The sequence below is a fragment of the Thermotoga sp. RQ2 genome, from assembly GCF_000019625.1.
Classification (GTDB): Bacteria; Thermotogota; Thermotogae; order Thermotogales; family Thermotogaceae; genus Thermotoga; species Thermotoga maritima.
Map to the genome: position 1 here is coordinate 1864403 of NC_010483.1, position 13291 is coordinate 1877693.

The window sequence follows — 13291 nt, forward strand, 5'->3', positions numbered from 1 at the left end:
AGAGTGAAGATCAGAACTTGAAAAAGCAACATCCCATTCTGTCCCCGGGGACAGAGGTGTTTGTTATTTTGCATCTTTATGCCTAGAATATATCAGTGGTTTGTGAATTGGTGATTATTTAGAAGTTAAGAGGTGGTTTAAGATTCTCTTCAGGAAGAAGAATACGGCATAACCTATGGCGATTCCAAGAAAACTCCTGTAGATCGATACCAGAACGGGTGTTTTGATGTGACAGAAGGTGTTGAACATGGACACAAGGGCTATACTTCCAAAACTTTCCCTGAGAAAATCGTACTCTCTGAACCCTCCCAGCCAGAAGAAAGGGTAACAGATGATCTCCTTGAAACGAGGCCGGACCACAAGAGCACTTTCGATCCAGTCTCTGATCTTTCTTTCCAGTCCCAAAACCCATCCTGTGTTACCGGAACGCACGATGTAGTAAAAACCTACCGGAACGGCAAACAAGAGAAGAGGGAGGTATTTTTTCCAGTTCTTTCTGTTTTTCCACAGACCTTTGAGAAAGAGAAAACCAGGAAGAAGAACAAGAGAAAGTTTCACACCGCGAAACTCCAGTATTCCGTTGAGGTGGTAGAAATCACTGAGACCAAGAGATAAGGAAAGAGAAAGAAGGAAGATGTTCAACACCTTCAGCCACTTTCTTTCTGTAACAAAATAAGCCGTCAGCGTTCCCAGTGAAAAAAGAAGGGATGCGAACCATTCCTTTGAGAAAAAGAGGACAACAGCGACGATCAGAAAAAGTGGGTTGTAAGAGACGACCAGAAGAAGCGGTGGAATCAGAAAGATCCATCGTGGAAAAGAAGGTGCCGGTTCAGAGAGAGCAGGAAACGGTACCACGTTTCCTTTGAAGTACTCAGAAAGTCTTCTAACGAGTGAATCTTTCCAGGCGATGTCTCTTATCCAGAGTACCTCCACACTTCTTTCCAGAACTGCCCTTCTGTACCTGTGAAAAAGTGCATCTTCGTCCAGGTTGAGTTTTTCTACTTCTTCAGGTTTCACCGTGTGAATGCGAAAGAAAAACCCGTCACCCTTCAAGAGGGCAACTTTTCTTGCAAAGTCGTACGATGGATCAAACTCCACGATTCCAACCAACTTTCCCCTGAGTTTTTCTGCAAGGATCTCTGGTGTCCAGAAGGTGGGTTCTCCCTTCAAAATCACGATTTCTGCACTCTCTGGTATCTCTTTTTCACTGGAAAGATCAAAAAGAACCACTCGTCTTCCGTCGATCATGTCGTCGAAAAGAAAGGAAAATCGTATTCCCTCTTTGTCCGACGCTATTCTTTTGGGGAGAAAGATCGCAAGAAAAACGATGGAACTCAACAGGAACATGAGATAAAGTCTACTTTTCAATCTTGAAAATCTCTCCACTTATTCTCACCTCACAGTGGTCCTTCGTCCATCCAAAGACCACGTTTCCCTTTATCGAAAGACCCCCAAGTTCTATCTTTCTTTTCGGGCCGAAGTATATCAGAACAGGCCGTTCGGAGACCTTTACGATGTGCGGAAGGTCTGTCACAAAAAAGGCACTGCTTGCGTTTCCAAAGTTGTCCACGGCTTCTAAGAACACAGTGTGGTGACCAGTGGGGATCTCTTTTACTTTTTTTCCGTCGCAGTAGACCCTCACGGTGAAAGAGGAAGCATCTTTTACCACCTCGGGTGAGACAATGACGGGTGGGGAGGTGTCCTTCACCTGAACCTTCAACCTCATGAAGTTGCCGTTTCTGTCGTGGCCGATGAGGTGGTAAGTGCCGGGAAACTTCGGAGTGAAAGTGTTGATCTTTCGACCGGTTACAGGATCGTACCAGTCAACGTAAGAAGGCAAAAAGAGAGTCTCACCGAATTCGAGAAAAGACTGAAACGTTTTTACTTCGTAAGAAGCAGAAGATGTGGTGAGTGAAAGCTTCGTGGTCTTAACCAGTGAATCTTTCACCTCGACGACCACTCTGGTGGACTCTGAAGTATGGAACGTCAGGCCACCAGGCTTTCCGTTCCAGAAAACGGTGAAGGAAGAATCGTCCGTCACCTTCAGGAAAACAACCGTTCCGACGAGAGGATGATCTATCTTCGAATACTTTACTTCTGGAGGTTTCGGCGTGACATCGATCGTACCTTCTGTTCTTCCGGGTACCTCGAATTCATCGAAGAAGAAGGAAAGATAATAAGATAGTTTTTCTCTGGTGATAGGCCCTTTCACAACGATTCTGTCCAGCGAAAAAACCTCAACGGGAAAGACATCATAAACAAACGTGCAATCGGTGCTGCTTAGAAGATCGTTGAATACATCCTCTGGTACACGGATGTCACCTGTATCGGTACCGATCGTCACTCCGTTGTCCAGAACAAGAACGGTGCTTTCAGGAAGATCCAGTGTGATACCCCGAACATCCGGTGGCATGTAGATCGTCTCGAAAGAGGCACTGAACGGTTCCATGTCCCTCACTGTTTCGAAAGGGAAGGCCTTCTTCGAAGAAGAAATAATCCCCGTGCGGTTGTATTCGTTGAAAAGAACTTCCATTGGGAACACAAGGAACTGAAGGAAAAGAAGTATCAGGAAAGAAACTCCTCTAACCATTCATCACTCCTCTCTTCCAGAAGCGTCAAAACGTTCAGAAGGTCTTCTGTGAGAGGTGCCTTGAAGTCTTTTTCCTCTTCAGCCCAGGGATCAAAAAATCTCATGCGATAGCTGTGAAGAAAATGCCTTTTCAGGGCGTACTTTCTTCTGAATTCTCTGTTGAACTGTCTGTCGCCGTAGGTGTCATCTCCCACGACGGGAAATCCTATCTGTGAGAGGTGTCTTCTTATCTGGTGCTTTCTTCCGGTGTGGATTTTCACTCTGAGGAGGGAAACGTTCTTCAGGGGTTTCACCGAAACGATCTCAGAGACCGCTTCCTGACCGTCCAGTGGAATAGTGATCTTCAGATTGTTTTCGGGTACTCCCTTTACGAGTGCGATGTACTCTTTTTCCATGTTTCTTCCCCTGAACATCTCTGTGAGAACCCTTGCGGCTTCTCTGTTTTTTGCCACAATCAGGAGGCCGGAAGTGTCTTTGTCCAGCCTGTGGACAAGAAAAGGTTCAAATCCCTGCTCCTGCCCATAATACAGCAGTCCTTCTATCAGTGTGGCTACGTGCACACCTTTTCCAGGATGTATGGCAATTCCCGCCGGTTTGTTCAGGACAAGGTAGTTGTCGTTTTCGTGAATTATATCGAGTTTCATGGGGACTGGAGTGAGATCTTTTTTATCGGATCTTTTGGGGAGGTTTTCCAGATTCACGTATTTGATCTCAACGGTGTCTCCTTCCTCCAGATCGAATCCAGGATCCCTCACCCGTTTTCCGTTGACGTACACCTTCCCTTTCCTTATGAGTTTGTAGATGGTGGAAAGGGGAAAATCTTTCAGCGTGTTTCTCAAAAACTTGTCCAGTCTTCTGTAGAAGTTTTCTCTCGTCACATCTATTCTCATGTTTCTCATTTCTCCTGAACGATCTCGTTTTTGTCGTTCAAAATTATCGTTTTGGACTTCACGGGTGTCTCGCTCAGAGTGAAGGCCATGATGATCACCCTGTCCCCCTCTTCGGCAAGCCTTGCCGCCGCTCCGTTCAGATTTATCTCCCGGCTTCCCCTCTTTCCTTTTATGACATACGTTACAAACCTTTCTGCGTTGTTGACGTTCACAACCAGTACCATCTCTCCTTCGCTGATACCGGCCCTTTCCATCAACTCTTCATCTATCTCTATACTTCCCTCGTAGAACAGCTTTTTTCCTGTTACCGTTGCCATGTGGATTTTCGACTTCAAATATATGTTCAACATCGTCTCACCCTCCCGAAAGATTTTACCATGCGGTTTTGTGTTATGATTTTGCATAGAACGCCGTTTAAAGGAGGAGAGAGGCATCTACGGGAGATTTGCCCGTGTGTTTCACGAAGGACCCTACACGATGTTTTCAAGGAGGATCGCTAAGAACTTCACCAGGATTCTTGAAAACTTCCACATTTCTGGAAAAAAGGTGCTGGATGTGGCATGTGGAGAGGGAACGTTCGCTGTGGAGATCGCAAAGCAGGGTTTCGAAGTGGTGGGAGTGGATCTGTCACCTGAGATGCTCAAATTCGCTGTGGAGAGGGCAGAGAGAGAAAACGTGCCCGTAGTTTTCCTGAAGATGGACATGAGGGACCTGAGCTTTCAGGAAGAATTCGACATAGTCACGTGCTGGTTCGACAGTTTGAACTATCTTCTTGATTATGATGATCTGAAGAGAACGTTCAAAGGGGTGTGGAACGCTCTGAAACCGGGTGGGCACTTTCTTTTCGACATGAACACCATATACGGTCTGTTCATGGCGAGTCAGGAAGGTCCTGTGTACATCCAGCAGGACAGTTCGAACGTTTTTGAAGTTCAGGATATAGAGTTCGATCTGGAAGATTCCATTGCCACTTTCTACGTGACGGTTTTTGAGAGAAAAGAGGGAAACCTTTGGGAAAGGTTCGATGAGATACACAGAGAAAGAGGCTATAAAATCAAAGAGATAGCAAGCGCTTTGAGAGAAGCAGATTTCATATTTTCTTTTTACGACGACCTTTTGAACAAAACTCCGGTATCCGATTACAGTCGAAGGCTCTGGTGTGTTGCAAGAAAGGAGATAGAAAGATGAGGTTTCGAGGTGGAAGAGGAATTCACGGATGGTGGCTGGCCAGCGTTCTCCTTTTGCTCATAGCAGAAGAACCCTCACATGGGTATGAACTCGCGGAGAAACTTTCGGATTTCGGAATAGAGGTACCCGGTATCGGCCACATGGGAAACATCTACCGCGTGCTGGCAAGTCTTGAAGAGGGCGGTCTTGTCCAGACCGAATGGGACACGTCGGTGAGCCCTCCCAGGAAGGTGTACAGGATCACACCGCGGGGAAAGATGTATTTGAGGGAAACCTTGAAAAACCTGGAGGAGATGAAAGAAAGAATAGAGATGCTCGAAAGGAGGATAAAGAAAGCGCTTCAAGAGTAGAGTTCTTTTTCGATTCTCTTCAACTCTCTTTTCACTTCATTCTCGTCTATGGTTGGGTATTTTCCATCGTAGTAGATCCACCTTCCTGCCACCATGGTGGCAAAGACGTTTCCGGAAAAGGCATGGACGAGATGACTCTTGATGTGCCTGGAGGGAAACATCTCTGGAAGTTCCAGATCGATCACCACAAGGTCTGCGTTCCATCCTTCTTCCAGTTTTCCACTCTTGAAACCCATCGCCCTCGCCCCATTGATCGTTACCATCTTCAGACACGTTTCAACATCCATCCTGCGTGGATCTTCCATTTTCTGAAGGAGACTGGCAACTCTCATCTCGAAGAAGAGGTTCAGAGAGTTGTTGCTCGCGGATCCATCCGTTCCGAGCGTGACTTTCACACCACGTTCTATCATCTTCCAGACAGAAGCGATGCCGTTTCCGAGTTTCAGATTGCTGGCAGGATTGTGCGAGACAAAGAAAGGCAGATCCTTCAGCGAACGAAAGTGTTCCTCTGGAAGGTAAACGCAGTGGGCAGCTATCGTTTTCACGTTCTTCATGCCCAGCTCCAGTAACTCTGAAAGATCGTAGTTTTCCTTCGACGTTTCGTAAAGATGGATGGTTATGGGGGCATCCAAGGATTTTGCAACATCGAAGATCCTTTTTAGGTACTCCTTTGAACACAGATACGGTGAATGTGGACCGAAACCGACCAGGATCCTTCCGTCGAATCCGTTCCACTCACGGTAGAGCTTTAAGTTTTCATCGAGACGCCCTCCGTCGTCTCCATGATCGTCGACAAGGCCACGTGTGAGAAGTGCTCTCATTCCGAAGTCTCTGACTGCCTTTGCAACCCATTCTTCGTGAAAGTACATGTCGACAAAGCCCGCTGTTCCATGCCTTGCCATCTCCATCTGTGCAAGAATCGTGCCGTAGTAGATCATCTTTTCTGTCAGTCTGTCCTCCAAAGGAAGGACCCTGGAAAACAACCAGTCTTCAAAACTGAGATCTTCTGCCACCCCTCTCAGAAGGGTCATTGGAGCGTGCGTGTGCGTGTTGAAAAGGGCGGGCATGATCATCTTTCCAGAAAGGTCCACGTCGACCTTTGTCTTTCCCTGAATCACCCGCTTTATGATCCCCGATTCTATTTCAACGGCGCCAAAGAACGGTTCAGAAGAAAAATCCTTCAGTATGAGGCAGTTTCCCAGGATCATTCTTTTCTCTCCTTCCACAGAGCAAGGAGAATCTCGAGGGAGTTGAGATCTCCTATTATTTCACCTTCTTCGTTCAGAACAGGCATTTCCTGTATGTTGTTGTCGATCATCATTTTCAGGGCTTCCTCCACCGGTGTGTCCGGATGAACGTACACAGGAGGTACCATTATCTCGGATGCGCTCTTTGCTACCAGTTTTTTCATGGAAGAGCGAACAAGTTCCTCTTTCGGAATGAATCCGAAGAAGTGAAACCCTGTTACCTTCAGAAGATGAAGAACCGGTATCATACCAACGAGTTTTCCATCCCTTACAACGTATACGGTTCTTGTGATGGGATCTTCCAGTATTTTATCGACAACTTCCTCTATGGGATTATCTTCTTCCACGATCGTTGGATTCAGAGAGATCAATCTGCACACGTCTTTCACTTTCATGGTATCACCTCAATATCTGAACAAAAGGTACACCCCAGAAACCAGAAGACTGATTAAGAGTACAGGAAAACCCACTTTGAAATAATCCCAGAACGTGATGTGTTTTCTGTCCGCAACCAATGAGGTTCCTATGATGTTCGCAGACGCTCCAACCAGGGTACCGTTTCCCCCCAGACACGCTCCTAAAGAAAGCGCCCACCAGAGAGGCCTCAGGTCAGAAAAATTCTCCGGCGACAGAATCGCAAGTTTCTTTATCACCGGAATCATCGTGGCCGTGAACGGAATGTTGTCGACGAATGCTGAACTGATGCCGGATATCCCCAGAACAGATATCAGTGCACGTTCCATCTTTCCGCCTGACATTCTGGAAACAAGAGCCGAGATCTTTTCCAGAACACCCGTTTCTTCCAGCCCGCCGACGACGAGAAAAAGACCTATGAAGAAGAAAATGACGCCCCATTCGATCTCTTTGAGAACTCCTTCTATTTCCTCCTTGTTCAGGAAAGCAAGAGAGAAGAACCCGGCGAACAGGGCCACCTCGAAACTCTCCAGCCCGAGCACCTTTTGGAGGGAAAAAAGAACGAGGACAAAAACTGTCAGCGTTATGGACAGATAGAAGAGTTTTTTGTTGACGATGGCCCTTCTTGGATCGAACCCTTTGACCACCTCTGTTGGCACTTTTTTGAAGATGACCCTTCTGTAGACGATCGAGAGAAACCCCATTACAACGAAGAATACCAGAACGGCTGCGGGGGCCACGTTGAGAACAAAATCCAGGAAGTGGAGTTTTGCCGCCGAAGCGATCATGATGTTCGGAGGATCTCCTATCATCGTGGCGGTTCCGCCTATGTTCGAGGAGATGATCTCAGATATTACAAAGGGCACCGGGTCGAGATCCACCGTATCACAGACCACGAGGGTAACCGGCACGAACACGAGGATCGTCGTCACGTTGTCCAGGAAGGATGAAAGAAGGGCCACAAGAAAGTTGATCGAAAGAAAGAAAAAGAACACGTTTCCTCTGGAAAATTTCACGGAGTACAATCCCAGAAAATGAAACAGACCACTTCTTTTTGTGACGGCAACGAAGATCATCATGCCTATCAAGAGAAATATGGTGTTGAAGTCCACGTACCTGACGAGTGCTTCGATGGGATCTTTGAACACAAGAAAGAGTGTGGCGCTTCCTCCCAGCATGGTGATAACCGCTCTGTGGTGTTTTTCCAAGACGATGAAGAGGTATACTATTATAAAGATCAGAAGTGAAACAACGGCGTCTTCGAACAAAATATCTCCTCCGGAGGTAAGAGATCGATGAAGAAGATGTTTCTGTTTATCTTTGCTATTATACCCCTGGTTTCTTTCTCTGTTGTAACCCTCAATTTAAGTATGTTCAGCACCGAAGAGGCTTCTTCTGTTCTTGCGGATGTTCAGGAGAAAATTCTGGAACTTCTTCCGAAAGAAGCGACGATCACAAACTCTTCGACGGCGACGTTTTCGATGACGTTTTTCCTCTCCTACAACGCAACGGACAACCTCTATGTGGGAGAATGGAAACACGGAAATGAAGTTGCAAGGTACGAGTACAATCCCAGGGGCTACAAATATTACAGAGATTTCGTGATGGAGTGTGCCTCTTTTCCCCTGGAGAAGGTCTCTTTCTATCTCTTTTCCAAAAATGAGTTTCCAGATGTGTTCGGGCTCACCTATCATCCCGCACTCGATGAGTACTGTGACTTTTCAAGCAGATACCTGGTTTTCTCTTCTGAAAGACTCTCCGGCAACAGAAACTTGTTCTTGATCGACAGGCAAAACGGAGAACTCGTTCCAATGTCCATCTACGGCAGCAGCGAGTACTTTCCGAGAATATCACCGGATGAAAGATACCTGCTTTTCCAGGGCTCACTCCATGGAAACTGGAACATCTATTACATGCCGCTCTCGTCCGATTACTCGAAGAAGATACAGCTCATCTCACGTGGCAGGTACGCTTCCTACAATCCGAACTGGATCGACAACAACACGGTAGTTTACGTTCAGGAAGATGCAACTTCGAATCACTTGGTTGTGAAAGATCTGACAACAATGAAAGAAAAGACGTACTATCTTCCATTCGACTGGGTTTTCACACCGGCCAAAGGAAATCAGGGTATCGTGTTCGTGGGACTCAAAGAATCGAATTTTGGGATATACGAGCTGCTTCCAGATGGAACGATAACAGTTCTCGAGGACAGTCCTTACAACGAATTCGACCCGGACGTGTTTGAAAATTACCTGATCTTTTCTTCCAACAGAGACGGAGTTTTCAGAATCTACGCGAAAGACCTGGTTTCTGGGAAGGTGTGGTGCCTCACCGAGAACATCCCCTACGATGCGTTCTATCCTGCGTTCTCTGAAGATGGAAAACTTGTAGCCTTTTCTGTGTACAGCAAAGGGAGCGAACCAGATATATGGATCGTCCGTTTCAGAATTCCTCAGGATTGATGTTCTTTATTACATGGACCCTCTTTATGAAACCACCCGATCTTTTCAGTTCCTCGAGCTCTTTTTTCAAGCCGGTGGAAAGCTCGCCGTTCGTGAAAATTCCAACTTCCGTGGCACCATAAATATAGGCCGCCGCAACGAGTTCCTTCACGACCTCTTTCTCCACCGTGGAATTTCTTCTCTTCACCTGGAAAACCACTGTGCTTCCTCGTCTTTTCGCAACGATATCCGCCCCGAAATCCTTACTCTTTCGCGTTGTTCTCACCGATCTAAAACCTTTTTCTTTCAGATATTCCTTAGCGAATTCTTCGAACTGATATGGATTCTTGAGACCCGCCTCGAGAAGGTTTCTGAGGTCTTGTTTTCTCCTTTTCTTCCCCCATCGCAGAAAGAGAACAAGAAGGCTAAAAGACAACAGACTCAAAATGATATAAATCATGCATTTTCACCTTCGTTTTGTGTATTTTCGAATTTCTTCTCATTCTTCCAAACGCTTCCAGAGATTCCTTAGTGATGGAAGAATAGACCACTCTGATGTCACGTGTTCTGTTCGTGTACGCCATGTAGAGGATTTCTTTCACCACATCGAAGTTCACACTGCCCACACAGATGATGATCTTTCTGAGACCTTTTTTGATCAGAAACACTTCACAACCGTTCACTGTTTTATGAGAGATCTGGTATCTTCTGCCTTCGTAGTACCTTTTTACAGTTCGGCAAACGGTTTCAACATCGACTTTTTTCCTTTTCTCGATCAGACTCAGGATGAAAACGATGAAAATAACGACTGCTGCGAGAACGATCCCGAGTATTTCCACCTTACCACCCCACCCAGAAATACATGATATCATTTGAAGATGGAGAAAGGAAGGTGAAAGGGTGCGCGTAGAAGAGGCAAAGTACCTCGCAAAAAAGATCATGATGGCTGGTGAGATACCGCTTCTGGTAGGGCATTTCGGTGTGGGAAAAACGGATATCGCCAGGGACATAGCTGAGGAAACTGGAAGAGAGCTGATCATCCTGGTTCTTTCTCAGATGGAACCGGGTGATTTGATAGGACTTCCCGCCCGCACAGAAGAGAAAACAGTATTTTTAAAACCAGACTGGTGGCCCGAAAGCGGCGATACGATTCTTTTTCTCGATGAGATAAACAGGGCCCATCGTTCTGTCAGAAACGCGATCATGCAGCTCCTTGTGGATAGAAGAATTCACAACCATATCTTGCCGGAAGGAACGTGGATCATGGCAGCCATGAACCCCCCGGAGGAAGAGTACGATCAGGCCGATCTCATCACAGATCCTGCGTTCATATCTCGCTTCTTCATTCTGGAAGTGAACCCGGATGTCTCCGAGTGGTTGGAGTGGGCTGAGAAGAACAATGTATCGAAAGAAGTGAGAGACTTCATAAGGGACTACCCTGAGTTCCTTTTCTCCGAAAGAAGTCTCTCCCTAAGAACATCCCTGAAACCTTCCCCGAGAAGCTGGTACAAGCTCTCAAATGTGCTGAAAACTCTGACGGATGATGAAAAAGAAAAGTACGGCTACGTCATCGCGGCAGGAATCGTGGGGCCAGAGGCTGCAAAGGCCTTTTATGATTCGTTCTTTCAGAGAGTAAAGATCCCTTCTGTGGAAAGTGTGCTCTTTGATGGAAAGATAGAAAATTTGGAAGACATACACGCTGCGAACACTCTTGTTCTCAGGATAGTGGACTTTCTGAGTAAAGTGGACGTGAGAACACTTGAAAGACACCTGGACGACGTATCGAAGAACCTGGTCAGACTTTCCGAAATCATGCCCAGGGAATCTTTTTACGGTGTTTTAAGATTTCTGGTCGATGAAGCTCAAAAGGAAGGAGAAAAGTCCTGGATCTTCGATAAAATACTCGAGAAGATGCTGGAAAGAGAAGACATGAGAAAAATGGTGAACGAGCTATGAAAGGTGAAAAAAATCTCAGAAAGGCTTTGCTGAACATAGGAAAGGAATCACCGTTCTATTATTACGTTCTTCTCGGTGTCAAGCTGGTACCATCGAAAAACACGAGAAATCTGAAACTCTCTTTCTCCACAACCGGAGATGTGATGTTGTTGTACAATCCAGAAGCGATAGAAAAAAAGCCTCTGAGAATGCTTCAGGCTCTTTTGATACACGAGGTCATGCACATCGTTCTCCAGCACTTTCGAATAAAACCCAAGGATGAAAGAGACAGAAAGATATGGGATCTTGCCATGGATGCCGCTATAAATCAGTACATCCCGGAACTTGCAGCTTTTGGGATACCGCTCGACGTACTTGTGAAGGAAGGTCACGCGACAGACAACGATACGCTCTTCGTACTGCCACCGGAGTGGATGATGTTCGAAAACGCTGAAGCGTACCATAAATGGATTTTAGAGGAGATGGAAAGACTCGGAAGGTATGATGTGGAAGTGGTGGCGGAGTTTCGGGATAACGTCGACGACCACTCAGGACTGTTCGAGGAAGACGTTCCAGTTGAGATGATCCTCGACCTCACAAAAGACAGAACCAAGAAAGCTTTCAACCTCTTTGGAGATACTCTTCCCTCCGGAGTAAAAAGAGAAGTTTCGCTCTCAATAGAAAATCCCGAACTGGACTGGAAAACGCTCCTCAGGAGGTTCTTCGGTGTTTCGATAAAAGCGGATCGCTACACAACTCCATTGAGGCCAAACAGAAGGTACGATCACCTCCCTGGCTGGAGGAACGAGTACCTTCCCAGAATAGCCGCTGTGGTGGACACCAGCGGAAGTATTGTGGAGAAGGAGCTGAACCAGTTTATTTCCGAACTCGAGAAGATCTCGAACATAGCAGGGGAAGAACTCTGGCTCGTTCAGGTTGACAAGAGTGTTACATCGGCTATGAAGTACAGATCTGGAAAGTGGAAGGATCTGGAGATTGTGGGAGGAGGAAGCACAGATCTTCAGCCAGCGATCGATTACTCAGAAAGGGTCCTCAGGTCAGAGGGAACAGTTGTCTTCACGGATGGTCACACCGACGTTCCGATCGCAAGGAGAAGAATCCTTTTCGTGCTCTCAAGGTATCACAACGAAGAATTTCTCAAGGAAGCGAGAAAGATGTATGGAAGAGATGCGGTGGTGGTCCTTTCATGAAGAGGGAATTGGAACTTCTTCTGAAGGAAACATCGGTACACAATCCTCTTAAAGACTACGAGAGTAAGCTTGACAACGTGCATCTTCACACGTTTGTGCTCAGAATAAAGAGACACCGTTTCCCGTCGTTGTTTCTCATGGTTGACACATCCGACAGAAGACTTCTGAATCTCTCCGTTGAAGATCCCTTCGATAGGGAACCGTGCATATACAAGGTGGAAGCAGATGTGCCGGAATCCATGGTCGCCTTTTACACGAAGCTGTTCGAAAGGGTGGATTCGGTCTCCGCGGGAATATTCAGGATGCCGTTGAAGGTGAAGGTTTTAAGGTCCGCCGGAAATGAAAGCTGGCTTCAAAAAATATTCCTTCAAGAAAAAGTGAAAAACATGGAGTTCTTTCTCTTCCAAAACAGGGTATCTGATGAGAATCTGGAAAAGATGATGAAACTTTTAAAATCGCGACTGAAGATCGTTCTGAGAAACGAGGGAATCGATGTGTTCCTTGAAACTCCAGAGTGGGTAGATAAAGAACACATCTCGCTGCTCCACGAAATGGGTGTTGTTTTGAGAAAGAAAAAGGGCATTCAACCTGCGCAGAATCCTATGGAACAGGCCTTTCTCACACTCAGAGTAGGATACGATCAGTTCTTCGAAGAAGACTTTGACATGGAATATTTTGCGAAAGATTTTATGGAAAAATTGAAAAGAATGTATGAGGTACTCGTTTCAATGTTATAATAAATACCGTGCAAAAACCTTTCAAGGAGGGACGAAACATGAAGGTAAGAGTTGACGCAGATGCCTGCATTGGATGTGGAGTTTGTGAGAATCTCTGTCCTGACGTTTTCCAGCTCGGTGACGATGGAAAGGCAAAGGTCCTCCAGCCCGAAACGGATCTTCCCTGTGCGAAGGACGCCGCTGACAGCTGTCCAACCGGAGCTATCAGCGTAGAAGAGTGAGGTAAGGGGTGGGGTTTTCCACCCCTTTAGAAATTTTTCAGATCTGTTTCTTTTTCTCCGTTGA

Annotated in this window: 16 protein-coding genes; 7 read left to right on the forward strand and 9 right to left on the reverse strand. The window is 46.3% G+C overall.

Going from position 1 to position 13291, the window contains the following annotated elements; all coding sequences use genetic code 11:
* Positions 1 to 114: 114 nt before the first annotated feature.
* Genes TRQ2_RS09475 through panD form a run of 4 tightly spaced genes read right to left on the reverse strand, consistent with a single transcriptional unit; the run spans position 115 to position 3830 of the window.
* A complete protein-coding gene (locus TRQ2_RS09475) occupies positions 115 to 1386 on the reverse strand; it encodes a DUF5693 family protein (RefSeq protein WP_012311378.1) in 1272 nt (423 codons plus the stop codon).
* A complete protein-coding gene (locus TRQ2_RS09480) occupies positions 1358 to 2590 on the reverse strand; it encodes a hypothetical protein (protein WP_012311379.1) in 1233 nt (410 codons plus the stop codon). The genes TRQ2_RS09475 and TRQ2_RS09480 overlap by 29 nt, the downstream gene beginning before the upstream one ends.
* Positions 2566 to 3480: an RluA family pseudouridine synthase gene (locus TRQ2_RS09485; protein ID WP_012311380.1), complete on the reverse strand. Its 915-nt coding sequence runs from the start codon at positions 3478 to 3480 to the stop codon at positions 2566 to 2568. The genes TRQ2_RS09480 and TRQ2_RS09485 overlap by 25 nt, the downstream gene beginning before the upstream one ends.
* 5 nt (positions 3481 to 3485) lie before the next feature.
* On the reverse strand, positions 3486 to 3830 hold the full coding sequence (gene panD / locus TRQ2_RS09490; RefSeq protein ID WP_012311381.1) for an aspartate 1-decarboxylase: 345 nt from the start codon (positions 3828 to 3830) through the stop codon (positions 3486 to 3488).
* A 103-nt stretch (positions 3831 to 3933) separates the two neighbouring features.
* Here panD and TRQ2_RS09495 point away from each other — a divergent pair, with 103 nt between their 5' ends.
* Both TRQ2_RS09495 and TRQ2_RS09500 read left to right on the forward strand, forming a co-directional pair.
* Complete coding sequence (locus tag TRQ2_RS09495) at positions 3934 to 4668, forward strand: bifunctional 2-polyprenyl-6-hydroxyphenol methylase/3-demethylubiquinol 3-O-methyltransferase UbiG (RefSeq protein ID WP_012311382.1); 735 nt, start codon at positions 3934 to 3936, stop codon at positions 4666 to 4668.
* The gene (locus tag TRQ2_RS09500) at positions 4665 to 5018 is read left to right on the forward strand and encodes a PadR family transcriptional regulator (RefSeq protein WP_012311383.1); all 354 of its coding nucleotides are present in this window, start codon (positions 4665 to 4667) and stop codon (positions 5016 to 5018) included. Before TRQ2_RS09495 ends, TRQ2_RS09500 begins: the two co-directional genes overlap by 4 nt.
* Here TRQ2_RS09500 and TRQ2_RS09505 read toward each other — a convergent pair.
* Genes TRQ2_RS09505 through TRQ2_RS09515 form a run of 3 tightly spaced genes read right to left on the reverse strand, consistent with a single transcriptional unit; the run spans position 5009 to position 7947 of the window.
* On the reverse strand, positions 5009 to 6226 hold the full coding sequence (locus TRQ2_RS09505) for an amidohydrolase (RefSeq protein ID WP_012311384.1): 1218 nt from the start codon (positions 6224 to 6226) through the stop codon (positions 5009 to 5011). The genes TRQ2_RS09500 and TRQ2_RS09505 overlap by 10 nt on opposite strands.
* Positions 6223 to 6660, reverse strand: a complete 438-nt coding sequence (locus tag TRQ2_RS09510) for a CBS domain-containing protein (protein ID WP_012311385.1) — start codon at positions 6658 to 6660, stop codon at positions 6223 to 6225. Before TRQ2_RS09510 ends, TRQ2_RS09505 begins: the two co-directional genes overlap by 4 nt.
* A 9-nt stretch (positions 6661 to 6669) precedes the next feature.
* Entirely contained in the window at positions 6670 to 7947 is a 1278-nt protein-coding gene (locus tag TRQ2_RS09515) for an ArsB/NhaD family transporter (protein WP_012311386.1), read from the reverse strand.
* Positions 7948 to 7974: 27 nt separating this feature from the next.
* Here TRQ2_RS09515 and TRQ2_RS09520 point away from each other — a divergent pair, with 27 nt between their 5' ends.
* Positions 7975 to 9144, forward strand: coding sequence for a PD40 domain-containing protein (locus tag TRQ2_RS09520; RefSeq protein ID WP_012311387.1), 1170 nt, complete (start codon positions 7975 to 7977; stop codon positions 9142 to 9144).
* On the opposite strand, the gene TRQ2_RS09525 is transcribed toward TRQ2_RS09520, so the two are convergent.
* A complete protein-coding gene (locus TRQ2_RS09525; RefSeq protein WP_012311388.1) occupies positions 9125 to 9583 on the reverse strand; it encodes a restriction endonuclease in 459 nt (152 codons plus the stop codon). The two genes, TRQ2_RS09520 and TRQ2_RS09525, sit on opposite strands and share 20 nt — an antisense overlap.
* A complete protein-coding gene (locus tag TRQ2_RS09530) occupies positions 9549 to 9956 on the reverse strand; it encodes a hypothetical protein (protein WP_049749674.1) in 408 nt (135 codons plus the stop codon). Before TRQ2_RS09530 ends, TRQ2_RS09525 begins: the two co-directional genes overlap by 35 nt.
* Before the next feature lie 67 nt (positions 9957 to 10023).
* On the opposite strand from TRQ2_RS09530, the gene TRQ2_RS09535 reads away from it, so the two are divergent.
* Genes TRQ2_RS09535 through TRQ2_RS09550 form a run of 4 tightly spaced genes read left to right on the forward strand, consistent with a single transcriptional unit; the run spans position 10024 to position 13227 of the window.
* Positions 10024 to 11079, forward strand: a complete 1056-nt coding sequence (locus tag TRQ2_RS09535) for an AAA family ATPase (RefSeq protein WP_012311390.1) — start codon at positions 10024 to 10026, stop codon at positions 11077 to 11079.
* Positions 11076 to 12269, forward strand: a complete 1194-nt coding sequence (locus TRQ2_RS09540) for a VWA-like domain-containing protein (RefSeq protein WP_012311391.1) — start codon at positions 11076 to 11078, stop codon at positions 12267 to 12269. The genes TRQ2_RS09535 and TRQ2_RS09540 overlap by 4 nt, the downstream gene beginning before the upstream one ends.
* Positions 12266 to 13006 carry a DUF4895 domain-containing protein gene (locus TRQ2_RS09545; RefSeq protein ID WP_012311392.1) on the forward strand — a complete coding sequence of 247 codons (741 nt, stop codon included), beginning with the start codon at positions 12266 to 12268 and terminating at the stop codon, positions 13004 to 13006. Before TRQ2_RS09540 ends, TRQ2_RS09545 begins: the two co-directional genes overlap by 4 nt.
* 38 nt (positions 13007 to 13044) lie before the next feature.
* Positions 13045 to 13227 carry a ferredoxin gene (locus TRQ2_RS09550; protein ID WP_004080635.1) on the forward strand — a complete coding sequence of 61 codons (183 nt, stop codon included), beginning with the start codon at positions 13045 to 13047 and terminating at the stop codon, positions 13225 to 13227.
* Positions 13228 to 13291: the final 64 nt, after the last annotated feature.

Bases quoted from the DNA above. Each gene is read 5' to 3' on its own strand.
- TRQ2_RS09510 (WP_012311385.1), bottom strand. From the start codon at position 6,660: ATGAAAGTGAAAGACGTGTGCAGATTGATCTCTCTGAATCCAACGATC.
- TRQ2_RS09485 (WP_012311380.1), bottom strand. From the start codon at position 3,480: ATGAGAATAGATGTGACGAGAGAAAACTTCTACAGAAGACTGGACAAG.
- TRQ2_RS09550 (WP_004080635.1), top strand. From the start codon at position 13,045: ATGAAGGTAAGAGTTGACGCAGATGCCTGCATTGGATGTGGAGTTTGT.
- TRQ2_RS09540 (WP_012311391.1), top strand. From the start codon at position 11,076: ATGAAAGGTGAAAAAAATCTCAGAAAGGCTTTGCTGAACATAGGAAAG.
- TRQ2_RS09520 (WP_012311387.1), top strand. From the start codon at position 7,975: ATGAAGAAGATGTTTCTGTTTATCTTTGCTATTATACCCCTGGTTTCT.
- TRQ2_RS09545 (WP_012311392.1), top strand. From the start codon at position 12,266: ATGAAGAGGGAATTGGAACTTCTTCTGAAGGAAACATCGGTACACAAT.
- TRQ2_RS09525 (WP_012311388.1), bottom strand. From the start codon at position 9,583: ATGATTTATATCATTTTGAGTCTGTTGTCTTTTAGCCTTCTTGTTCTC.
- panD (WP_012311381.1), bottom strand. From the start codon at position 3,830: ATGTTGAACATATATTTGAAGTCGAAAATCCACATGGCAACGGTAACA.
- TRQ2_RS09500 (WP_012311383.1), top strand. From the start codon at position 4,665: ATGAGGTTTCGAGGTGGAAGAGGAATTCACGGATGGTGGCTGGCCAGC.
- TRQ2_RS09480 (WP_012311379.1), bottom strand. From the start codon at position 2,590: ATGGTTAGAGGAGTTTCTTTCCTGATACTTCTTTTCCTTCAGTTCCTT.
- TRQ2_RS09505 (WP_012311384.1), bottom strand. From the start codon at position 6,226: ATGATCCTGGGAAACTGCCTCATACTGAAGGATTTTTCTTCTGAACCG.